The organism is Streptomyces sp. NBC_01304, from assembly GCF_035975855.1.
Classification (GTDB): domain Bacteria; phylum Actinomycetota; class Actinomycetes; order Streptomycetales; family Streptomycetaceae; genus Streptomyces.
The window spans coordinates 2,338,850-2,360,371 of the sequence record NZ_CP109055.1 but is presented as its reverse complement, the minus strand read 5'-3'; the positions used below and the strand labels follow the sequence as shown (position 1 = coordinate 2,360,371).

The following is a 21,522-nucleotide window of genomic DNA, read 5'->3' as shown; positions in this document are numbered from 1 at the left end:
CGGACGCAGACCACCCTGCCCGCTCCCCTGTCCTGCACCAACCCCCCGTTTGAGGGGGGGGCATTCCCCGCCGGTCACCGCTCGCGGGGGATGGGGCTCGGCGCTGCCGACGGCGAGGCTCGATGACGTCGGGGCCGCACTTCGGATGCGGCCCGGAACGTCGCCACCGCAACGTCGTAGTCGTAAGGGGAAGAACATGCACATCGCCCTCGTCGGAGCAGGTGCCGCCGCCGTCGGTCTGCTGGACAGACTGGCGCAGACGGCCGAAGGCCCTGGGGCCATCACGGTGTTCGAGCCGTCCCCGTACCTGTGGCGAGGCCGCCCCTACGGCCCGGACCTGGACACGGTGCTGGTCAACGCACCCCCGGCCATCATGTCGATCCGGCACCTGGACTTCGCGCACTATGCGGCCTGGCTGGGCTCGCGCGGCCCCGCTCACCTCGACGAACGGCTGGGCCAACCGCTGGTTCCCCGCGCGCTGTTCGGCGAGTACCTGGCACACACCGCCGAGACGGCGCTGGCCGCGCTGCGCGCAGACGGTTGGCAGGTGCGCGTCGTCACGGCCCGCGTCACCGGGGCGGCCCGGTCCGGGGCCGGCTGGTCGCTGAGCACCGAGGACGGACGCGGCTACGAGGCGGACCACGTGGCCCTGTGCGTGGGCGGGGGAGCGCCGCAGGACCACTACGGTCTCGCCGGCGTCGCCGGATTCGTGGCGGATCCCTACCCGCTGGCCGACACCCTCGACCGGGTCCCGCCCGGCAGTGGCGTCGCGGTCATCGGGAGCGGCCTGACCGCGGTCGACATCGTCGTGTCGCTGGCCGCGCGCGGGCACACCGGGCCGATCATGCTGCTGTCCCGCAGCGGAGTGCTGCCCCACGTCTGGCAGCGCCCGGTCGACCACCGTCCGCAGCACGTGACCGCCGAGCGGGTGGCAGCGCTGCACCGGCAGCACGGCGGAGTCACCCTCGCGGACCTCACCGGGCTGCTGCGCACCGAACTGGCCGAGGCGGGCGAGGACTTCGAAGCCTTCGCGGCCGAACTCCACGCGGCCGAGACCGAGGATCCCGTCCGGCGCCTGCGGGCGCAGCTGGCCGCTGTCGATGACCCGAGGATCGGCCGCCGGGTCCTCCAGGAGACGGCGCACAGCGTGGGCCCGTACGCGTGGCGGCTGCTGCCCGAACCCGACCGCGTGCTACTGCGCCGCCACTTCCGCACGGCGACGAGCGTGGCCTCACCGATGGTCCCGGTGAACGCTGCCACCGTGCTGCGGCTGTTCGACTCCGGGCAACTCGCCGCCGTCGCGGGTGTCCGCAAGATCGAGGCGGCGGACGGGGTGTTCCGGGTGTACGGCGACGACGGCGAGCGCACCTTCGACGCAGTGATCAACGCGGTGAACCCGCCGCCACGGGCGATCCCACCGGCGGCCGGCCCCCTGGTCACGGCCCTGCTGGCCGATGGCTCGGCCGCGCTGCACCCGGCCGGCGGCGTGGTTCCGGCCGACCCGCGCCTGCACGTCGTGGGCGACCTCGCCGGGGGCGGTTCGTTCATCACGTCGAGCATCGCGGGCATAGCGGCTCAAGCGGCACAGGTCGCGCAGACGATCCTCGGCCGATGAGTCCGGCCGCCGCCGAGGACCACGGCTCCGAACTACGGCTCCGACCGCTCCCAGCCCCGGCGCTCCGGTCGCGCCCCCAGCTGCTTGGAGTCCCGGCTCCGGTACACCACGTACGGCCGGAACAGATACTGCACCGGCGCCGAGAACATGTGCACGAGGCGGGTGAACGGCAGCAGGGCGAACAGGAGAAGCCCGATCACCGCATGGATCTGGAAGGTCAGCGGCACCCCCACCATCAGGTCCACTTTCGGCTGGAGTTCGAAAATGGAACGGGCCCACGGCCCGATGGTCTGCCGGTAGTCGTAGCCCTCGTCCAGGCCGGAGTTGGTGAGCTTGGCCCACATGCCCATCACGATCGCCGCGAGCAGCACCAGATACATGAGCTTGTCGTTGACCGTGGTCGCCTTGAACACCGGGGTGTTGGTGCGTCGGCGCCACAGGAGCATCAGGATGCCGAGCACGGTCAGTGCGCCCGCCGCCGTCCCGCCGAACAGCGACAGCTGGTGGTAGGTGTGCTCCGACATGCCGACCTTGTCCGTCCACGACTCCGGCACGAACAGGCCCATCAGATGACCGACGAGCACGAAGAGGATGCCGTAGTGGAACATCGGCGAGGCGATGTTGAGGAGCTTCGACTCGTAGACCTGGGACGAGCGGGTCGTCCAGCCGAACTTGTCGTAGCGGTAGCGCCAGATGAGCCCCGCCACGAGCAGGGCCGCGGCGATGTACGGAAGGGCGCCCCACAGCAGCGTATTCATGAAGGTTCTCCGGTGAGTGCGGGCTCCGCGTCGATGAGCGGCAGCAGTCGCGGCGAGCCGAACGGTTCGAGCCCGACGTCCTCCATCGGCGGCCCGCTGCGCGCCAGCGCCTGAGCCTCCGCCTTGTCCTTCGGGGAGGGGCCCGGGAGCGTGCCGCAGACCGCTTGCAGGACGGAGGCGTACGGCGTGCCGTGGTCGGTCAGGGCGAGGCGGAGGAGTTCGAGCCCGGCCCGGTGCTCCTCCAGGAGCAAAGTCCCGGCCTGGGCGGAGAATTCGAGCACCGCCGGGAGGAAGTCCGGCAGTTCCTCGCCCGTGAATTCCAGGCCGTGCTCCCGGTAGGTCTGCTTGAAGCCGACCAGCGTCATCCCGCGCCGCCGGGTGTCGCCGTCCCGCCACCAACTCAGGTACAGACTGTGCCGGTTCTTGAAGTCGAAGACCCGGACGTAGTCGGCCGCCAGCTCGGGCAGGGGGATGGATTCCGCGTACGAGACGAACGTACGCAGCTCCGGGACGGCCTCCCGGACGAGCGGGAGCCGCGAGCGGAACTCGTCGTCGGGGTAGGCCAGGCAGAGCGCCGCCGCCTGGTACAGAACCGCGTTCCCGGAGATCTTCGAGGTCTTCACTGCTGCTCCCTCACGTCGTCGGGCTCGGCGTCGGCCGTCTGGCGTTTGCGGGCCGCGTGGAAGTTCTCGATCGTCACCAGGGGCAGGTTCTTGCGGCCCGAGTCCCCGCCCAGCGGACCGTCGCCGCCCATGCCGGGCCCGTCCGCGTGGTCCAGGGAGCAGGAGTCGGGGACCGCGGACTCCTCCAGGCGCTTGGCGTCGCCCATCGCGGCGGTCGGGATGACGTACCGGTCCTCGTACTTGGCGATGGCGAGTAGGCGGTACATCTCCTCGATCTCGGGGCCGCTCATGCCCACCGAGTCGGCGATCGAGTGCGCCGGGCGGTCGCCGAGGTTGATGGCCCGCATGTGGGAACGCATCGCGGCGAGCTTGTTGAGGGAGGACCGGACCGGGCCGGTGTCGCCCGCGGTGAAGAGCTCCGCGAGGTATTCGAGGGGGATGCGCAGGGTGTCGATCGCGCCGAAGAGGTTGTCCGCGTCCTCGCCGTCGAAGCCGGTCTCCGTCAAGGCGTCCACGACGGGGGAGAGCGGCGGGATGTACCAGACCATCGGCATCGTCCGGTACTCCGGGTGCAGCGGGAGCGCCACCTTGTACTTGCTGATCAGGGCGTGCACGGGGGAGCGGCGGGCCGCCTCGATCCAGTCGTACTGGATGCCCGCCTTCTCCGCCTCGCGCCGCACCTCGGGGTCCTCCGGGTCGAGGAAGACGCCCAACTGGGCCTCGTACAGCCCCTTGTCGTCCTCGGTCTCGGCGGCCGCGGTCACCTTGTCCGCGTCGTACAGGATCACCCCGAGGTAGCGCAGGCGGCCCACGCAGGTCTCGGAGCAGACCGTCGGCAGGCCCACCTCGATGCGCGGGTAGCACATCGTGCACTTCTCGGCCTTGCCCGTGCTGTGGTTGAAGTAGATCTTCTTGTACGGGCACCCGGTGACGCACTTGCGCCAGCCGCGGCAGCCGTCCTGGTCGACGAGGACGATGCCGTCCTCTTCCCGCTTGTAGATGGCGCCGGACGGACAGGAGGCCACGCAGGACGGGTTGAGGCAGTGCTCGCAGATCCGGGGCAGGTAGAACATGAAGGTCTGCTCGAACTGGAACTTGACCTTCTCCGCGGCCTTTTCGCGGGTCTTGGCGACCATCGGGTCCAGGTCGCCGTGCTCGTAGGCGCCGCCCAGGTTGTCGTCCCAGTTGGAGGACCACTCGACCTTCATCGGCTTGCCGCTGATCAGCGAGCGCGGCTCGGCCACCGGGTAGTCGTCGCCGAGCGGGGCGTCCGTGAGGTTCTTGTAGTCGTACGTCCAGGGCTCGTAGTAGTCCTTGATCTCCGGCAGCTTCGGGTTGGAGAAGATGCCGAGCAGGGACTTGATGCGGCCGCCGTTCCTCAGTTTCAGGCCGCCGCGCTTGTTGAGGGTCCAGCCGCCCTTCCAGTGGTCCTGGTCCTCGTAGCGGCGCGGATAGCCCTGGCCGGGGCGGGTCTCGACGTTGTTGAACCAGACGTACTCCATGCCCGTCCGGTTGGTCCACGTCTGCTTGCAGGTGACCGAGCAGGTGTGGCACCCGATGCACTTGTCGAGGTTCATCACCATCGCGATTTGAGCCTTGATGCGCATGGGAATCAGTACTCCAGGCTTCTAATAGGTCACAGTCTGCGAGCGGCGGCGGATGACGGTCACTTCGTCGCGCTGGTTGCCCGTCGGGCCGAGGTAGTTGAACGCCCAGGACAGCTGCGCGTAGCCGCCGATGAGATGGCTCGGCTTCATCAGGACCCGGGTCAGCGAGTTGTGGATGCCGCCGCGCTTTCCGCTGGCCTCCGCCTTGGGGACGTTGACCGTGCGTTCCTGCGCGTGGTGCATGTAGACCGTGCCGGCCGGCATGCGGTGGGAGACGATCGCGCGGGCCACGACCACGCCGTTGCGGTTGACCGCCTCGATCCAGTCGTTGTCCTTCACGCCGATCGACTCCGCGTCCTGCGGGGCCATCCAGATGCACTGACCGCCGCGGGACAGCGACAGCATGAACAGGTTGTCCTGGTACTCGGAGTGGATGGACCACTTGTTGTGCGGGGTCAGATAGCGGACCGTGACCTGCTTCTCGCCGTCCGGGCCGAGCACCGGTTCGCCGAAGAGCTTGTTCATGTCCAGCGGCGGCCGGTACACCGGCAGCGCCTCGCCCAGTTCATGGATCCAGTCGTGGTCGAGGAAGAAGTGCTGGCGGCCGGTGAGGGTGTGCCAGGGCTTCAGGTGCTCGGTGTTGAGGGTGAAGGCTGTGTAGCGCCGCCCGCCCGCCTCGCTGCCGCTCCACTCCGGGGAGGTGATCACGGGGACGGGCGCGGCTTGAGTGTCCGCGTACGTGATCAGCTTGCCCTCGTGCTCGGCGGCGAGATGCGCCATCTCCTGGCCGGTGCGTTCCTCCAGGGTGTGGAAGCCCTGGGTGGCGAGGCGGCCGTTGGTCGTGCCGGACAGGGCGAGGATGGTGTTCGCCGCCTTGACCGCCGTGTCCAGGAGGGGGCGGCCGTCGGCGGGGCCGCCGCGGACCGTGCCGTTGCGCTCCTTGAGGCTCTCGACCTCCTGGTCGGGCCTGAACGCGATGCCCTTCACGGGCAGGCCCAGCTTCTCCACGAGCGGGCCGAGCGAGGCGAACTTCTCGCCGATCGCCGTGTAGTCGCGTTCCACGACGGCGAGGCCCGGCATGGTCCTGCCCGGCACCGGTTCGCAGTCGCCGTTCTTCCAGTCCAGGACCACCCCGCCGGGCTGCGCCGTCTCGCCCGGGGTGTCGTGCTGCAGGGCGGTGGCCACGATGTCCTTGCGGACGCCGAGGTGCGCGCGGGCCTGCTCGCTGAACTTGCGGGCCAGGTCGAGGAAGGTGTCGAAGTCGCTGCGGGCCTGCCAGGGCGGGTCCACGGCGGGCGTGAACGAATGGACGTAGGGGTGCATGTCCGTGGTGGCGATGTCGTGCTTCTCGTACCAGGTGGCGGCAGGAAGGACGACGTCCGAGAGCAGCGTGGAGGACGTCTGCCGGAAGTCCAGGGAGAGCAGCAGGTCCAACTTGCCCTCGGGGGCGTCCTCGTGCCACTTCACATCACGCGGCCGTACGTCCTCGGAGGCTTCCTCGGCCCGCAGGGAGGAGTGGGTGCCGAGGAGGTGCTTGGTGAAGTACTCGGCGCCCTTCGCGGAGGAACCCAGCAGGTTCGCCCGCCACAGGGTCAGGACGCGCGGCCAGTTCTCCGGCGCGTCCGGGTCCTCGACGGCGAACTTCAAGGTGCCCGCCTTGAGTTCACTGACGACGTTGGCCACCGGGTCCTCGGCGGCCTCGGCGAGGTCGAGGGGGTTGCGGTCGAAGGTCGGGTACGACGGCATCCAGCCCGTACGGGCCGACAGGGCAAGGCAGTCCGCGCCCGTCATGCCGTCGAAGCGGCCCTCGCCGAGCGGGGAGGACAGGACGTCGGCCTGGAACTTGTCGTAGCGCCACTGGTCGGTGTTGAGGAACCAGTAGGCCGCGCCGATCATCTGGCGCGGCGGCCGGCTCCAGTCGTTGGCGCTGGCCAGGGATGCCCAGCCGGTCGCCGGCCGGCACTTCTCCTGGCCGACGTAGTGCGCCCAGCCGCCGCCGTTGCGCCCCTGGCAGCCGGTGAGCTGGAGCAGGGCCAGGAAGCCCCGGTAGATGGTCTCGGAGTGGAACCAGTGGTTGGTCCCCGCGCCCATCAGGATCATGCAGCGCCCGCGCGACTTCTCGGCGGTGTCGGCGAACTCCCGGGCGATCTTCACGGCCTTCGCGGCCGGCACCGACGTCAGCGCCTCCTGCCAGCCGGGAGTGCCTGGCGCGTCCGTGTCCTCGTACGACGACGGCCAGTCACCCGGCAGCCCCTCGCGCCCGACGCCGTACTGCGCGAGCAGCAGGTCGAAGACGGTGGTGACCAGGGGCCCGTCCTGCCCGCCGAGCCGTGTCGCGGGCACTCCGCGCCTGAGGATCTCGCCGCGCCCCTGACCGTGCTCGCCGCCCTCGGTGTCGAAGCGGGGGAGCAGCACCTCGACGCCCGCCGCGACCTCGGAGCCGTGCAGCGAGAGCTGCGGGCTGATCGAGCCGAGCTGCAGATTCCACTTGCCCTTGCCGGAGTCGGTCCAGCGGAAGCCCAACGAGCCATTGGGGACGGCCGGTTGACCGGTGGTCTCGTCGAGGACGACGGTCTTCCACTCGCCGGCCTCACCGCCCTGCCCGAGGTCGGTGGCGCGCAGGAACTTGGCCGGGACGTACGCGCCGTCCTTCTCGGTCAGCGTCACGAGGAACGGCAGGTCGGTGAACTTGCGCACGTAGTCGTCGAAGAACTCCGTCTTCTTCTCGACGAAGTACTCCTTGAGGATCACATGACCCATGGAGATCGCGAGCGCCCCGTCGGTGCCGGGGTGGGGGTGCAGCCACTCGTCGGCGAACTTCGCGTTGTCCGCGTAGTCCGGTGCGACCACGACGACCTTCTGGCCGCGATAGCGGGCCTCGGCCATCCAGTGCGCGTCCGGGGTGCGGGTGACGGGGACGTTGGAGCCCCACATCATCAGGTACGCGGCGTCCCACCAGTCGCCCGACTCGGGGACGTCGGTCTGGTCGCCGAACACCTGCGGGGAGGCGACCGGGAGGTCCGCGTACCAGTCGTAGAAGCTGAGCATCGGGGCGCCGATGAGGCTCATGAACCGGGCGCCCGCCGCGTGCGACACCATCGACATCGCGGGGATCGGCGAGAAGCCGGCGACCCGGTCGGGGCCGTACTCCTTGATGGTGTGGACATGCGCGGCCGCGACGATCTCCAGGGCCTCGTCCCAGGTGGCCCGCACCAACCCGCCCTTGCCGCGGGCCTGTTGGTACCTGCGGCGCCGCTCCGGGTCGCCCTGGATGTCGGCCCACGCGAGCACCGGGTCGCCGAGGCGCTGTTTGGCCTCGCGATACATCTCGACGAGGACGCCACGGATGTACGGGTAGCGGACCCGGGTCGGCGAGTACGTGTACCAGGAGAACGCGGCTCCACGGGGGCAGCCGCGCGGCTCGTACTCGGGGCGGTCGGGGCCGACGCTCGGGTAGTCCGTCTGCTGGGTCTCCCAGGTGATGATGCCGTCCTTGACGTACACCTTCCACCGGCACGAACCGGTGCAGTTCACGCCGTGCGTGGAGTTCACGACCTTGTCGTGGCTCCAGCGGTCCCGGTAGAAGCTGTCCGAGTCCCGGCCGCCCTTGATCGACACGCTGTGCAGGTCGGGGGCGGCGGTGCCGCGGGTGAAGAACTTGCCGGCGCGCAGCAGCGCGGCGCCCGGCTCCGTCACTTTGTCGGCCACCGTTCGAGCTCCCTCAGGTCTGCGCGCGTACACCTTGAGGCGAACCTAGGTGTGGCGCTGATGGGGCACATCCGGGCGGGGGCCGGACGGGTTGCGGGCTCCGGCCGAGGGCCGGGCGCGAGCCGTGCGGGCCGTCCGGGCTACGCGGGCTTGCGGTCGCGCAGCAGCCAGAGGCCGACGGCGGAGCCTATGACGACCAGACCGGACGGGATGCTGAGCAGGACCTGGGTCACGCCCGACGAGATGAAGCTGGTGCTGACGTTGAAGAGCACGGACGCGGTGAGCAGAACCCAGAGCAGGGCCTTCATGGTGGTGACTCCGTAGCGGTCGTGGGTGGCGTTCGAGGCCAAGCCGTGTTCGCTTGACGTGATCAACTCTGCCGTAGCGCGATCACCGTTCCGACCCTGCGGGCTGCCCAATGAATGGTGTAGCCCGCTACACCTCGCCGAATGCGCAGGTCGCCTAGCCTGACCACCATGAAAGAGGCAATACGCAGGGCAGGCCGGGCCACACTGCACCTGACCGTGGGTGCCGGGCTGAGCTTCGCCTGCTACATCCTCTTCGGGCTGATCCTGGTGGGCCTCGCGGCGACCATGCTCGTCGTCGGTGCGGGCATGCTCCCCGAGACAGTGCAGACCGTTCGCCGCTTCGCCGGCTTCGAGCGGCGCCGGACCGCCGCCTGGTCCGGGGCACCCGTGCCCGAGGCGTATCTGCCGCTGACCGGGCCGCTGGCCGAGCGGATCCGGCACGCCACGACCGACCCGGGTACCTATCGCGACCTGCGCTGGGTCGCCGCCCAGCTCGTCTACGGACTCGTTCTCTTCTACGTCGCCCTCGTGGGCTGGGTCCCCGCCCTGCTCGTCGACGGGATCTGGTCAGGGCTGCTGCGCCGGGAACCGGTCGCGCTGCCCCTGTTCACCCGGCTCGTCGACCTGGAGGCCACCTGGTCGAGGGCCCTGCTGCTGCCCTCGCCCGGCATGACCCTCGCCACCCGCGTCGAGCAGCTCACCGCGACCCGGGCCGGGGCGATCGCCGCGCACGGGGCCGAGCTGCGGCGCATCGAGCGCGATCTGCACGACGGGGCCCAGGCCCATCTGGTCGCGCTCTCCATGCGGATCGGGCTCGCCCGCCGCGCCTACGACCGCGACCCGAGCGCCGCACGCCGCCTCCTCGACGAGGCGCAGGACCAGGCGGAGGAGGCCCTCGCCGAGCTGCGGCACGTCGTACGCGGCATCCATCCGCCCGTCCTCACCGACCGGGGCCTGGCCGGCGCGGTGCGGGCGCTCGCGGCGAGCAGCGGTCTCGACGTGAACGTGCTCTCGTCCGAAGGGCTGGCAGTGGAGGACAACGGCGGGGCACGGGCGCCGGCCGCCGTGGAGGCCGCCGCGTACTTCGTCGTGGCGGAAGCGCTCACCAACGCGGCCAAGCACAGCGGGAGCGAGCGGGTCTCGATCGCACTGACCCAGGCCCCGAAGGGCCTGTCCCTTTCCGTACGCGACGAAGGGCGGGGCGGCGCGGACGAGTCGGCCGGGTCGGGGCTCCTGGGCATCCGGCGCAGGGTTGCCGCCCTTGATGGCACAGTGGCGCTGACCAGCCCCGTCGGGGGGCCGACCGTGATCGATGTGGAGCTGCCGTGCGTGTGGTGATCGCCGAGGACAACGCCCTGCTGAGAGAGGGCCTTGTGCTGCTCCTGAGTTCGGCCGGGCACGAGGTCGCCGGGGTCGCCTCGACCGGCCCCGAGGTGCTGCCGCTCCTCCTCGAACACCGCCCCGACGCCGCGGTGTTGGACGTCCGCATGCCGCCCGGTTTCCGCGACGAGGGCCTGCGGGCCGCGCTGGCCGCGCGGGAATCGCTGCCGGATCTGCCGGTGCTCGTGCTGTCCCAGTACGTCGAGGAGACCTATGCGGCGGAGTTGCTGGGCGGGGGTGCGCGGGGCGTGGGCTATCTGTTGAAGGACCGGGTCGGGCGGGTCGATGAGTTCCTGGACGCGCTGGATCGGGTGGCGGCGGGGGGTACGGCGCTCGATCCCGAGGTGGTGACGGAGCTGATGGCGCGGCGGCGCAAGGACGATCCGCTGTCTTTGCTGACGCCGCGTGAGCGCGAGGTGCTGAAGCTCATGGCGGAGGGGCACGACAATGCGACCATTGCCAAGGTCCTTGTCGTGACGGAGCGTTCGGTGCACAAGCATGTGGGCAATGTGTTCACGAAGCTGAAGCTTCCGCCGAGTGACAGTGGGCATCGGCGGGTTCGGGCTGTGCTGGCGTATCTGAACGCGGGGTGATTTCTTCCCCACCCCGCCCCTTCCCGAAATCCTGCGGAGCTTTCCGCCCTCCGGGCGGTGTCCTCAATCGCCGGACGGGCTGACTTTGTCAGCCCGTCCGGCGATTGAGGACTTTCGGGAAGGGGCGGGGTGGGGGCAATGTCCCTGCCTCAGCCTCGACGCAACGCCCGCCGAGCCGGCAACAGCACCCCCGCGTAAGCGGTCACCACCACGACTCCGACGATCGCCACGCCCTGCGCCAAAGGCAGATACGGCAGCGAACCCGTCAGTGCCACGCTGAACGCCAGCAGTGGCACCAGCGCGACGGCCGCACCGACCACCAACCCGACCGCAGCCACCACAGCGGCCTCCGCCCGCAGCATCCGCCGCAGTTGGGCCCGCCCCGCCCCCACCAGCCGCAACAACCGAAGCTGCGGCCGCCGGCCAATGGTGATCAGCCGGAGCGTGCTGAGCACGGCCAGCGCCGTGAACCCGCCGATCGCCGCAACCGCGACCAGCCCGAGCAGCCCGCTCAACTCCTCGCCCTCCAACCGGAGTCGGGGGAAAGAGGGGTGCTCGGACACCGCCACCCCGGGCCCGGCCGCCCGCTCGACCCGGTCGCGTACGGCGGAAACCGAAGAGCCGGGCTTCATGGCGATCAGCACCTGCGCGGCGCCGGGCGCAGCCACATGCCGTGCCAACTGCTCACGCGAGAGCAGGAAGTCGCCCACCGCGAGCGCGCGTTCATGGATGGCGGCCACCTTCAGCGGCGCCTCGACCCCGTCACCGAAGCGGAGCCGCACCGTGCTGCCCAGGGACAGGTCGAGCGAGGCGGCCCGGTCCCGGCCGACCGACACCCTGCCGGGGCGCAGCCCGTCGAGGGAGCCCTGCTCGACACCGGGGTCGAGGGTGCGGGCCAGTCCGCGCGGGGTCACGCCGAGGACCGGGAGCCGGTCCAGGCGCGGCTCGCCCGTCTCGTGGTGGGCAAGGACCACCGTGCTGGGCAGCACCTCCGTGGCCGCCGCCACGCCGGCCTGGGACCGGATCCGGTCCGCCGCACCGGCGGGCAGGGCGGGCGCGGTCACCGCGAGGTCCGCCCGCAGCGCCTGCGCGGCCTGCGCGTCGCCGGCCCGCGCCATCGTCGTACCGGCCCCGAGCTGCACCGCGGCAAACGCCGTGACCAGCACGATCGGGGTGATCGCGGCCCCGAGGCGACGAGGGTTCGCCGTCGAGTCGGCCGCGGCGAGGCGCCCGCCGACGCCGCCGAGGGCACGCAGTGGTCGGTTCAGGACGGCCATCGCGCCCCGGGCGATCCACGGCCCGAGGAGCGCGCAACCGATGACCATCGTGACCGCGGCGGCCCCGGCCGCGGCAGCCGCCGCGTCGCCGCTCTGCGTGGTGGCCGTACCCGCCGAGCTCAGGCCGGCGAACAGCAGCACGAGGCCGGTGATCCGCCGCTTGTTGCCCAGCACGCGCGGCTCGGTCGCGGCCTCGCCCAGCGCCTGCGCGGGCCGCACCTTCGCCGCACGCGCGGACGCGATCGCGGCGGTCAGCCGGGCCACGCCGAGCGTCAGTGCCGCCGTGGCCAGGGGCAGTGTGAACAGCCAGGCGGGGGTGGGAAGTTCGAGGCCCGGAGGGAGGACTTCGCGGGCCCGCAGGAGCGCCAGGAGGCCCAGGAAGGAAGGGATCGAGGCCGCCGCGCCGAGCAGCGCGGGACGCAGCGCCACCCGCGTCACCTCACGGCCCACCGCCGCCCGCACCTGTCGGGGTGTCGCCCCGACGGCGCGCAGCAGCGCCAGTTCGCCCGCCCGCTGTTGCAGTGCCTGCACGAGGAGCGAGGACACGACGAGCACGGCGACCATCAGCAGCGTCGCCGACACCGATCCGAGCATTTCGAGAAGGCCCGTACGCGCGGGCGGCGCGTCCAGGTGTTCGGCCGTCCCGCGGGCGTCGCCTGCGAGCACCTTGAGCCCGCCGGTGTCGTCCTTGGCGCGGTCGCCCGCGCCGACGTCCTGCAGGCCGGCCCGGTTCAGGGCGTCCTGCACGCGCGCCTACAACTCGCCGACGGACACGCCCCGTTCGGGCAGGACGCCGATGGCGTCCACGGAGGCGGCAGGGCGGCCTGCCAGGGAACGGGCCTCGGGCGTCGTGAAGTAGACCGCGTCCGGACCGCCGCCTCCGTGGATGCCATCGGCGTCCGTGGTGCCGACGACCGTGTACGTCTTCGGAGTGCCGTCCGGCGCGGTCACCGTGAGCCGGGTCCCGGGGGAGGCGGCCAGGCCCGCCGCGACCACTTCGGTGTCCTTCGAGGGCGCACGGCCCTCCTTGATCGGGTAAGGGGCCAGCTCCGCCGCTGCCCAAGGGCGGCCCTGTACCGCCGACTTGCCCGCCACGGCCACCGGGAACGCGACGTCCGGCACCGCCTCGCGTACCCCGGGCACGTCGCCCACCACGCCCACCGCAGGCTCCGGCACCCCGACCCGTTCGGTCAGGGACGCCTTCGCGGTCTTCGGCTCGCTGCCCCACGGCTTGGCCGTGAAGTGCGTGGTCTGGTCGCCGGTCACCACCAGCGGGGCCGCCGCATAGCGCTCCACGCGCGCGTGCCCGACAGCCGTGGACACCAACGTCAGCGCGAAGGTGCCGAGCAGCAGCGAGGTGAGGGCGAGCGCGGCGAACACCGTGCCCCAGGCCTTGCGGTGGCTGCGCAGGGAGCGTTTGGCGAGCAGGGCGGGGGCGTGCGCGCCCTCCCTGGCCGCTTCCTTGCCTGCTCCGTCGAACTTCCTCACCCCTTTGCCCCGGGCGCTCATCGGCCCAACCCCCGCAGTGCGCCCCGGACTTCCTCCGCGCTCGGCTGCACCAAGCTGCCCACGAGCCGGCCCCGGTCCAGGAAGACGGCCTCGTCCGCCCACTCGGCGGCCGCCGGATCGTGCGTGACCATGACCACCGTGTGCCCGGACCGGTCCACGGCCTGCCGAAGCAGGGCGAGCACCTCGGCCGCGGTCACCGGGTCGAGGGCGCCCGTCGGCTCGTCCGCGAACACCACCTCGGGCTCGTTGACCAGCGCGCGGGCGATCGCCACCCGCTGCTGCTGCCCGCCGGACAGCCGGGCCGGCGCCTCCGCGGCACGGTCGGCCAGACCCACCGCTTCCAGGGCCCGCAACGCCCGCTCCTCGTAACCCTCGTGCGCCGAGACGGAACCGGAGACGGAACCGGAGGCGAATCCAGAAGCGGAACCCGAACCCGGACTGCCTCCCGCCAGCAGCAGCGGCAGTGCCGCGTTCTCCAGGACGCTCAGCGACGGCACCAGATTCAGCGCCTGGAACACAGACCCGATCCGGTCCCGGCGCAGCCTGGTCAGGGACGTTTCCTTCAGCCCGGCCAGATCCGTGCCCGCGATCCGCACCGTGCCCGAGGTCGGCCGGTCGAGCCCCGCCGCGCACTGCAACAGCGTCGACTTGCCCGAACCGGAACGGCCCATGACGGCCAGCATCCGCCCCGGCGGCAGCGTGAGACTGACCGCGTCGAGCGCGGGCACGCCCTGCTGGTACTCCCGGCTCACCGCGTCGAGATCGAGCGCGGGCACCGGTTCGGCCAGTACCGCCGTGCCGCCACCGTCCCCGCTGCCGTCGGGTTCCGTGCCGGTGCGCCGCCTGAGCATCTCGTACGTCCTCTCGTGATCGGATACGTCACTGATCACGGTAGGAATCGGGCGGGCCGGGCACGAGGGAGCAGATACCCGTCCCGCGGTGGAGCCCGCTACACCCCCAGTGCGCCTCCAGGCCGTGCCGAGCCGCATTACCTCAGAGGTAATCGACGCCCCGGGCCCGCCCCGGCAGGGTGATGACCACCGGATCCCGGGGCGGCGCACTCCGCTCCGGTGTCCGGCCCCACCGGGCCACCACCACTCGACGGAGGTCGAACGACCATGGCTGCCATCCAGCTCACCGCCCTCGCCCGCACCACCGAGCCGACGACCGTGCTGCGCCGCTTCCTCGCCCTGGACGCGGTGGTCACCGCGGCCAACGGGCTCGCCTACCTTGCCCTTTCGGGGCCCCTAGGGCGGCTTCTCGGGGTCGGCTCGACGCTGCTGTTCGAGCTCGGCGCCTTCCTCACGCTGTACGCCGCGGGGGTCGGCTTCCTGGCGACGCGGAAGCGGCCCCCGGTGTTCCCCGTCCGCGCGGTCGTCGAGATCAACGCGGTCTGGGCCGTCGTGAGCATCGTCGCCCTCGCCGCCTGGCTGTCGCCGAGCACCGCGGGGGCCGTGTGGATCCCGCTGCAGGCGGCGACCGTCGCGGGCTTCGCGGGGCTGCAGTGGGCGGCGCTGCGACAGCTCAAGGCATGAGCATCTGCAGGTACTTGACCGTCGCCGGGTCGGCCGGGAGCAGCGTCTCGATGGCCAGCTCGGCGACGGTCACGTCCATGGGTGTGTTGAACGTCGAGATCGACGACACGAAGGACAGGATCCGGCCCTCGTGCTCGATGCGCAGCGGCAGCGCGAGATAGGCCACCGGGCCGGCGTCCGCCGCACTCTCGCCGGGGTCGGCCACCGGGTACCCGGCCACCTCCTCGTACAACTCCCGCACCGCGTCAGAGCGTTGCAGGGCGATCTGGCGCTCCATCTGGTGCAGCAGATGTCCCCGCCACTCGCCGAGATTGCGGATCCTCGGGGCGAGGCCCTCGGGGTGGAGGGTGAGGCGCATCGCGTTCAGCGGCGGCGCGAGAAGGTGCTCGGGCAGGCCGTCCATGAGCATCGCGATGCCCCGGTTGGCGGCGATGACGTCGTACTTGGCGTCCACGATCAGCGCCGGGTACGGCTCGTAGCCGCGCAGCAGCTGCTCCAGACCCTCGCGAACGGACTGGAACGAGGGATCGTCCATCGAGGTCTCGGGGAAGCGGGGTGCGTAGCCCGCCGCGAGCAGCAGGGCGTTCTGGTCCCGTACCGGGATCTCCAGGTGCTCGGCGAGCCGCAGCAGGAACTCCTCGCTGGGGCGGGAGCGGCCCGTCTCGACGAAGCTGATGTGCCGTGCGGAGGAATCGGCGCGCAGCGCGAGGTCCAGCTGACTGATCCGGCGCTGCTCGCGCCAGCCCCTCAGGAGCGGGCCGGCGCCCTTACCTGGCGCGACAGTTGTCATACGTCGACCGTAGCCGATCGAATGTCGGTCCCTTGTGGCAGGCTGAAAGCGCTGAAACGCATCGAGGAACGAAGGAGCGCGGCCATGGCACTCGCACCGCTGTCGCAGAAGGAGATCGAGGACCGGCTCGCGGAGCTTCCCGGCTGGTCCCTCGACGGTGACCGCATCGCTCGCTCGTACCGGCTCGGCTCGCACTTCGCGGCCACCGCGATGGTCGTGCACATCGCGCAGGTGCAGGAGGAACTCGACCACCACTCGGACCTCTCGCTCGGGTACAACACGGTGTCCCTGTCGGTGAACACGCACAGCGTGGGCGGGGCCGTGACGGACAAGGACTTCGAACTGGCGCGAAGGGTCGAGGAGTTCGCCCCGGGCCACGGAGCGAGCTGAGCCGTGGTGCTGCTCGACTACACCAAGGAAGCCGCCGACTACGACGAGACGCGCGGCGGCGTGCCGCGGGCCGAGGCCGCGGCGTCCGCGGTCCTGGGCCTGGTGCCCCGGGCCACCCGCACCCTGCTGGACGTGGCCTGCGGCACCGGCATCGTCCCCGAGAGGCTGGCCCGGCCCGGGCTGCGCGTGAGCGGCGTGGACCCGGCGTCGGGCATGGCGCGCAGGGCGGCGGAGCGGCTGCCCGGCGCCGTCGTCATCGGGGACGGGCGCCAACTGCCCTTCCCGGACGCCTCGTTCGACGCCGTGAGCGCGGTGTGGCTGCTGCACCTGGTCGCGGTGGCCGAGGCCGAGCGAATCGTCGGAGAGTGCGCGCGGGTGCTGCGCCCCGGCGGGGTCTTCGTGACCACCGTCGACAAGGACGCGGGGCACGACGTCGGCTCCGACATCGACGCGGTGTTCGCCCCGCATCTGTCGAACGTGGCCTCCGACCGCGCGGATCTCATCGAGGGGTACGCGCGCGCGTGCGGCCTGGAGCCGGCGGGGGAGGCCCGCTTCCCGGGGCACGGGCAGGGCCGGTCCGCGCTGCGTACGGCCGCCGCGGTGCGCCGGGGTCACTACGTGTCGCGGCTGACCGTGCGCGGCGCCGAGGCCGAGCAGGTCGCCGCCCAACTGGAGGCGCTTCCGGAACCGGACCGGCCGCGGGCCGATCCCGTCTACCGGCTGTCGGCGTTCCGGCGGCCGGGCTGAGCGGGCGGCCGACGGCGGCCTGACCGGCCGGTCCATGCCCGCGTTTGCCGAAACGGCAACGGAGATTGCCTCGCGCGAGGCGGGCGGAGCACGCTGGCAGGGACAGCGGCGAGGAGCGGAAGGGGCGCCATCCCGATGAGCGACCAGCAGCAACACCACGGCGACCACGGGCCCGAGACGCACCGGCACGGGGGTCACGACCAGCAGCAGCACCACAGCGGCCAGCGGCCCGAGACGCATGGGCACGGGGGCCACGACCAGCAGCCCGGCGGCGGTCACGGTGACCAGTCGGGCGGCGGCGGTAACGGTGACCAGTCGGGCGGCGGCGGTAACGGTCACCAGTCGGGCGGCGGCGGCCACCACCACGGCCACACCTCGGACATGGACTGGAACACCATGGGCGAGGCGCTTGAGCGCCGTGCCGCCGTCTACACCCCGGTCTACGACCAGATCATCGCCGACCTCCGCGCCCGCACCCCCCGCCCCGCCCGCATCATCGACGCCGGCAGCGGCCCCGGCGCCGTCTCCGTCAGGCTCGCCGAGGCCTTCCCCGAGGCCGAGGTCGTCGCGGTGGACGGCGGCGAGGCCCTACTGGAGCGGGCCGCCGCACGCTTCGAGCGCGCCAGGCTCGCCCCGCGCGCCCGCACCCACCTGGCCGAACTCCCGGACGGGCTCGGCGCGTTGGGCCCCGCCGACGTCATCTGGCTCGGCCAGTCCCTGCACCACATCGGCGATCAGCGGGCCGCGCTCGCCGCGTTCGCGAAGCACCTCGCGCCCGGCGGCGTCCTGGTCCTCCTCGAGGGCGGCCTGCCGGCCCGCCACCTGCCGCGCGACATCGGCATCGGCCGGCCCGGCCTGGAGGTCCGCGTCGACGCGGCGAGGGAGAACTGGTTCGCCGAGATGCGCACCTCGCTGCCCGGCGCCAAGGCCGAGACCGAGGACTGGGCCGCACTGCTCGCCTCGGCCGGACTGACCCACGCCGCGACCCGCAGTTACCTCCTCGACCTGCCCGCACCCCTCGACGATCTGGCCCGCGCCCATGTGGCGAACTTCTTCGGCCAACTCGGGGAGGCCTTCGCCGAGCGCCTGGACGCCGACGACCTGGCCACGGTCGCCCGCCTGGTCGACCCCGCCGACGAGGCGAGCGTGCTGTGCCGCCCGGACATCTTCGTGCTGACGGCCCAGACGGTACACATGGCGGTCAGGGCGGACTAGCGTCGCCCCGTACGGGCCGATCGCCCGGGCCGCGCACGGAAGTTCGCTCCCCGGGCCGCGTACGGCAGTGCGCTCACAGAGGGGAGCACGCACATGACCGGCACCCAGAAGCCCTTCCGCATCGAGACGCAGATCGCGGCCCCCGCCGACACGATCTGGCGCCACCTCACCGAACCCGCCCTGATCCGGGACTGGTTCGGCTGGGAGTACCCGGGACTCGACGACGAGATCCGGCAGATCTACATCGAGGGGGCCGACCCGCAGCCACCGGACCGCATCGCGTTCGGGGACGGCCAGGAGATGCTGCTCGTCGCCGGACGGCAGCGCACCGTGCTCCGGGTCGCGACGACCCGGGCACTGCCGCCCGGCGGCGACCCGCACCGGCACGATCCGGTGGAGGAGGGCTGGCGCGTCTTCTTCGAGCAGCTGCGCTTCCTGCTCGAACGCCGGCCGGGCGAGCGCCGGCACACCCTCTACCTCACCGGCCGTGCCTCCGGGCGCGAGCTGCTTGAGCTGATCGAGTCGGCGGCGGACAAGGAGGTGTGGCACTCCAGCCGGTTCGCGCAGCTGACGGTCGACCGCGAGGAGAACCTGATCGCCGCGGCCACCCAGGAGCCGATCACCACCGACCGGCCGGGCCCGGTGAGCGTCACGGTCAACGGCTACGGCCTCGACACCCCGTCCCGCATCGCCCTGCGCGAGCGCTGGCTGGCCCGCTGGCAGGTCGCCGACGCGGCGATCACGCCCTAGGCGTGCTGTCCCGGGACGTTGGTGACAGCACACCTAGGACATGTGTCGGAAGTCCCTCCTGCCCCGCGACGCCCGGCACGCCCCCACTGCCTCAAGAGCGTGGGAGGTGCCCCCGCTCGCCGCACCGGCCGAAAGCCCCAGTACGTCCGGTCCATCGACGGGGCCTTCCGGCCAGCACGCCGAGAGCACGCACCGCGAGACATCAGCTTCCCCAAGCTCTCGGCTTCGCTCGAGCAGGGAGGTGCCCCCCTCGCAGCGGGCGCAGGGCCCGCCCTCCGGGTGGACGGGGGGACTTCCGACACACGCCCCAGCGGCCCAGCTGCCGAGGAGACCGGGCCTGCCGGCCGCCGGGGCCCGCGCGACTCAGCCCGCGTCCTTGCAGAGGTGGATGCGGGCGGCCGCGTAGATCGCCGCGGCCTCCTTGGGCGACGTACCGGCGGGAACTTCCTTCTGTACGTCGCTCCAGTCGGCGCCGCCCTCGACCTTCCGGCAGGCCGCCTCGCCGGCGTCCAGCAGGCGGTCGCCGGAGAGCCCGGTGTCGGGCAGGCGGTCGTTCACGTCGGACAGGAAGTGGGACTGGCTCCAGGACTCCTTGTACTCGACCACCACCCAGGCGATTCCGCCGCCGAGCAGGGCCAGGGTGCCGACGGAGAGTGCGAGGAAGGTCTTTCCGGCGCTCCAGGGGGCGCGGACGTCCTTCGGCGGGTTGTGCATGAACGGTCCTGTCTTCGCGTGCTGGCCTTCTCGACCCTCTCCGGGGGAAAGAGGGGATTTCGGTGCAGGAGGTTCAGTCTCACCGGTTTGTCCGTAAACGCGCGATCCCCGCACGCCGTGGCGTACGGGGATCACGGGAGCCGCTGAACAGTGCGGCCGGATGGAACTCAGGCAGATGGAACCCAGGCAGATCGACTCAGGCGACGTCGAAGGTGGCCGGGTCCGGACCCAGGCGCTTGCCCTCGTCCAGGGCGGCGATCGCCGACAGGTCCTCGTCGTCCAGCTCGAAGCCGAAGACGTCGATGTTCTCCGCGATCCGCGACGGCGTCACGGACTTCGGGATGACGACATTGCCGAGCTGCAGATGCCAGCTCAGCACCACCTGGGCCGGCGTACGGCCGTGCTTCCGGGCGATCGCGACGACGGTCGGCACTTCAAGAAGTCCCTTGCCCTGGCCGAGCGGCGACCAGGCCTCGGTCGCGATGCCGTGCTGCGCGTGGAAGGCGCGCGAGGCGGACTGCTGGAGCTGCGGGTGCAGCTCGATCTGGTTGATCACCGGCACCACGGACGTCTCGTCGAGCAGACGCTCCAGGTGCTCGGGCAGGAAGTTCGAGACGCCGATCGCCTTCGCGCGGCCGTCCGCGTAGATCTTCTCGAAGGCCTTGTACGTGTCCACATAGCTGTCCTTGGACGGCAGCGGCCAGTGGATCAGGTACAGGTCGACGTAGTCGAGGCCCAGCTTGCCCAGCGAGGTGTCGAAGGCGCGCAGCGTGGAGTCGTACCCCTGATCGGCGTTCCACAGCTTGGTCGTCACGAAGACGTCCTCGCGTGCGATGCCGGAGTCGGCGATCGCCTGGCCCGTGCCCGCCTCGTTGCCGTAGATCGCGGCGGTGTCGATGCTGCGGTACCCGGCCTCGAGCGCCGTGCCGACGGCCTGCGCCGCCTCGTCGTCCGGAACCTGCCAGACGCCGAAGCCGAGCTGCGGCATCTCGACGCCATTGTTCAAGGTGATGGTGGGGACCTTGCTCACGATCTCTCGATCCTTACGTGGTCGACGGTTTGCTCCCAGCCTCAACGATCACAGGCTGGTCCGCATTCCCGTGCGGAGATTGGCGCGATACAGCCCCGACCTTATCGGTCTGAACCATTGACCGAGTCCGGTCACGCCATGACCCTGTAACGCATGACTGAACACAGGACACATTTATGAACGCGGCCCGAAGGTCACTTCTGGCCGCCGCCCTCGGCGGCGCGGCGGCGGCGACGCTCCCCGCCACGCCTGCGCGGGCCGCGAGCTGGCAACTGCGCTGGTCGCCCTCCGCCACGGCCGACGGACTCGACGCCTTCGAGACGATCGAGGACGACCGGGCCGACTCGCACCCGGCCGCCCGGCCGCACATCTACCGGGACGGCGACAACTGGCGCTTCAACATGCACACCGTCGACCGGGACACCAGCACCGACCGCCAGCGCCAGGAGGTCACCGGCTGCCGCACCCCCTCCGGCTACCTCAAGTGGCTTCCCGGCCAGACCTGGCGGGTCACGTACTCGATGTTCCTGCCGAGCACCCTCAAGGCGACCAGCACCTTCACGCACATCATGCAGATGAAGCAGCCGGGCACCGGCACCTCGCCGATCGTCGTCCAGTCACTGCGCCGCGTGGACGGCGCGCAGACCATCGAGCTCAAGGTCTTCGAGTCCGACACTCTCGTCGGGCGTACGCCGCTGGAGCCACTGCACAACAAATGGACCGACGTCGACTTCCAGATCAAGATCGGCGACGGTACGTCCGGCTCGGTGCGCTGGATCCTCAAGAGCGGCGGCAGCACGGTGATCGACAAGGCGAAGTCCGGCGTCGACACGCTGCTCGCGGACCGGGTGCGCCCCAAGTGGGGCATCTACCGTTCCCTGGGCGACAGTTCGGGCTCGCTGCAGAACTGCCACATGCTGATCGGCAAGATGCGCGCGTACCAGCTGGTCTGAGCCGCCGAGAGGTGGCTGAG

General features: G+C 71.3%; 20 protein-coding genes. 9 read left to right on the top strand and 11 right to left on the bottom strand.

What is annotated here, in order from left to right; all coding sequences use genetic code 11:
- The first annotated feature begins 196 nt into the window (after nucleotides 1–196).
- Entirely contained in the window at nucleotides 197–1,615 is a 1,419-nt protein-coding gene (locus OG430_RS10275) for an FAD/NAD(P)-binding protein (RefSeq protein WP_327352133.1), read from the top strand.
- Nucleotides 1,616–1,647: 32 nt separating this feature from the next.
- Here OG430_RS10275 and narI read toward each other — a convergent pair whose 3' ends face one another.
- The 5 genes from narI to OG430_RS10250 all read right to left on the bottom strand — a co-directional run bounded on the left by narI (nucleotide 1,648) and on the right by OG430_RS10250 (nucleotide 8,661).
- The gene (narI, locus tag OG430_RS10270) at nucleotides 1,648–2,373 is read right to left on the bottom strand and encodes a respiratory nitrate reductase subunit gamma (RefSeq protein WP_327352132.1); all 726 of its coding nucleotides are present in this window, start codon (nucleotides 2,371–2,373) and stop codon (nucleotides 1,648–1,650) included.
- Nucleotides 2,370–2,996: a nitrate reductase molybdenum cofactor assembly chaperone gene (gene narJ, locus OG430_RS10265; protein ID WP_327352131.1), complete on the bottom strand. Its 627-nt coding sequence runs from the start codon at nucleotides 2,994–2,996 to the stop codon at nucleotides 2,370–2,372. Before narJ ends, narI begins: the two co-directional genes overlap by 4 nt.
- Nucleotides 2,993–4,603 (bottom strand): nitrate reductase subunit beta, encoded by a 1,611-nt coding sequence (gene narH, locus OG430_RS10260; protein ID WP_327352130.1) that lies wholly within the window; start codon nucleotides 4,601–4,603, stop codon nucleotides 2,993–2,995. The genes narJ and narH overlap by 4 nt, the downstream gene beginning before the upstream one ends.
- Nucleotides 4,604–4,624: 21 nt before the next feature.
- Nucleotides 4,625–8,311, bottom strand: a complete 3,687-nt coding sequence (locus OG430_RS10255) for a nitrate reductase subunit alpha (RefSeq protein ID WP_327352129.1) — start codon at nucleotides 8,309–8,311, stop codon at nucleotides 4,625–4,627.
- A 140-nt stretch (nucleotides 8,312–8,451) separates the two neighbouring features.
- Complete coding sequence (locus OG430_RS10250; protein WP_327352128.1) at nucleotides 8,452–8,661, bottom strand: hypothetical protein; 210 nt, start codon at nucleotides 8,659–8,661, stop codon at nucleotides 8,452–8,454.
- Nucleotides 8,662–8,787: 126 nt separating this feature from the next.
- Between OG430_RS10250 and OG430_RS10245 the strand changes: the two genes are divergently transcribed.
- Together OG430_RS10245 and OG430_RS10240 are read left to right on the top strand one after the other, a co-directional pair.
- Nucleotides 8,788–9,957: a sensor histidine kinase gene (locus OG430_RS10245; protein ID WP_327352127.1), complete on the top strand. Its 1,170-nt coding sequence runs from the start codon at nucleotides 8,788–8,790 to the stop codon at nucleotides 9,955–9,957.
- Nucleotides 9,945–10,592, top strand: coding sequence for a response regulator transcription factor (locus tag OG430_RS10240; RefSeq protein WP_327352126.1), 648 nt, complete (start codon nucleotides 9,945–9,947; stop codon nucleotides 10,590–10,592). Before OG430_RS10245 ends, OG430_RS10240 begins: the two co-directional genes overlap by 13 nt.
- Before the next feature lie 149 nt (nucleotides 10,593–10,741).
- Here OG430_RS10240 and OG430_RS10235 read toward each other — a convergent pair whose 3' ends face one another.
- From OG430_RS10235 to OG430_RS10225, 3 genes are read right to left on the bottom strand one after another with little or no spacing between them, the layout of a single operon-like run.
- A complete protein-coding gene (locus OG430_RS10235; RefSeq protein ID WP_327352125.1) occupies nucleotides 10,742–12,616 on the bottom strand; it encodes an FtsX-like permease family protein in 1,875 nt (624 codons plus the stop codon).
- 6 nt (nucleotides 12,617–12,622) lie between these two features.
- The gene (locus OG430_RS10230) at nucleotides 12,623–13,357 is read right to left on the bottom strand and encodes a hypothetical protein (RefSeq protein WP_327352124.1); all 735 of its coding nucleotides are present in this window, start codon (nucleotides 13,355–13,357) and stop codon (nucleotides 12,623–12,625) included.
- 17 nt (nucleotides 13,358–13,374) lie between these two features.
- Complete coding sequence (locus OG430_RS10225; RefSeq protein ID WP_327359034.1) at nucleotides 13,375–14,229, bottom strand: ABC transporter ATP-binding protein; 855 nt, start codon at nucleotides 14,227–14,229, stop codon at nucleotides 13,375–13,377.
- Nucleotides 14,230–14,496: 267 nt separating this feature from the next.
- Between OG430_RS10225 and OG430_RS10220 the strand changes: the two genes are divergently transcribed.
- On the top strand, nucleotides 14,497–14,913 hold the full coding sequence (locus OG430_RS10220) for a hypothetical protein (RefSeq protein ID WP_327352123.1): 417 nt from the start codon (nucleotides 14,497–14,499) through the stop codon (nucleotides 14,911–14,913).
- Here the strand turns inward: OG430_RS10220 and OG430_RS10215 are convergent.
- The gene (locus OG430_RS10215) at nucleotides 14,903–15,703 is read right to left on the bottom strand and encodes a helix-turn-helix domain-containing protein (RefSeq protein WP_327352122.1); all 801 of its coding nucleotides are present in this window, start codon (nucleotides 15,701–15,703) and stop codon (nucleotides 14,903–14,905) included. The genes OG430_RS10220 and OG430_RS10215 overlap by 11 nt on opposite strands.
- An 84-nt stretch (nucleotides 15,704–15,787) precedes the next feature.
- On the opposite strand from OG430_RS10215, the gene OG430_RS10210 reads away from it, so the two are divergent.
- From OG430_RS10210 to OG430_RS10195, 4 genes are all read left to right on the top strand, one after another.
- Nucleotides 15,788–16,093 carry a 4a-hydroxytetrahydrobiopterin dehydratase gene (locus OG430_RS10210; RefSeq protein ID WP_327352121.1) on the top strand — a complete coding sequence of 102 codons (306 nt, stop codon included), beginning with the start codon at nucleotides 15,788–15,790 and terminating at the stop codon, nucleotides 16,091–16,093.
- A 9-nt stretch (nucleotides 16,094–16,102) separates the two neighbouring features.
- Nucleotides 16,103–16,840 carry a class I SAM-dependent methyltransferase gene (locus OG430_RS10205; protein ID WP_327359033.1) on the top strand — a complete coding sequence of 246 codons (738 nt, stop codon included), beginning with the start codon at nucleotides 16,103–16,105 and terminating at the stop codon, nucleotides 16,838–16,840.
- Nucleotides 16,841–16,975: 135 nt separating this feature from the next.
- Nucleotides 16,976–18,055, top strand: a complete 1,080-nt coding sequence (locus tag OG430_RS10200) for a methyltransferase (protein WP_327352120.1) — start codon at nucleotides 16,976–16,978, stop codon at nucleotides 18,053–18,055.
- A 93-nt stretch (nucleotides 18,056–18,148) separates the two neighbouring features.
- Nucleotides 18,149–18,805, top strand: a complete 657-nt coding sequence (locus OG430_RS10195; RefSeq protein ID WP_327352119.1) for a hypothetical protein — start codon at nucleotides 18,149–18,151, stop codon at nucleotides 18,803–18,805.
- 363 nt (nucleotides 18,806–19,168) lie between these two features.
- Here OG430_RS10195 and OG430_RS10190 read toward each other — a convergent pair whose 3' ends face one another.
- Together OG430_RS10190 and OG430_RS10185 are read right to left on the bottom strand one after the other, a co-directional pair.
- Nucleotides 19,169–19,519: a DUF732 domain-containing protein gene (locus OG430_RS10190; protein ID WP_327352118.1), complete on the bottom strand. Its 351-nt coding sequence runs from the start codon at nucleotides 19,517–19,519 to the stop codon at nucleotides 19,169–19,171.
- A 196-nt stretch (nucleotides 19,520–19,715) separates the two neighbouring features.
- Nucleotides 19,716–20,549 carry an aldo/keto reductase gene (locus tag OG430_RS10185; protein ID WP_327352117.1) on the bottom strand — a complete coding sequence of 278 codons (834 nt, stop codon included), beginning with the start codon at nucleotides 20,547–20,549 and terminating at the stop codon, nucleotides 19,716–19,718.
- Between the two features lie 176 nt (nucleotides 20,550–20,725).
- Between OG430_RS10185 and OG430_RS10180 the strand changes: the two genes are divergently transcribed.
- Nucleotides 20,726–21,502 (top strand): Tat pathway signal sequence domain protein, encoded by a 777-nt coding sequence (locus tag OG430_RS10180; RefSeq protein WP_327352116.1) that lies wholly within the window; start codon nucleotides 20,726–20,728, stop codon nucleotides 21,500–21,502.
- Nucleotides 21,503–21,522 lie beyond the last annotated feature (20 nt).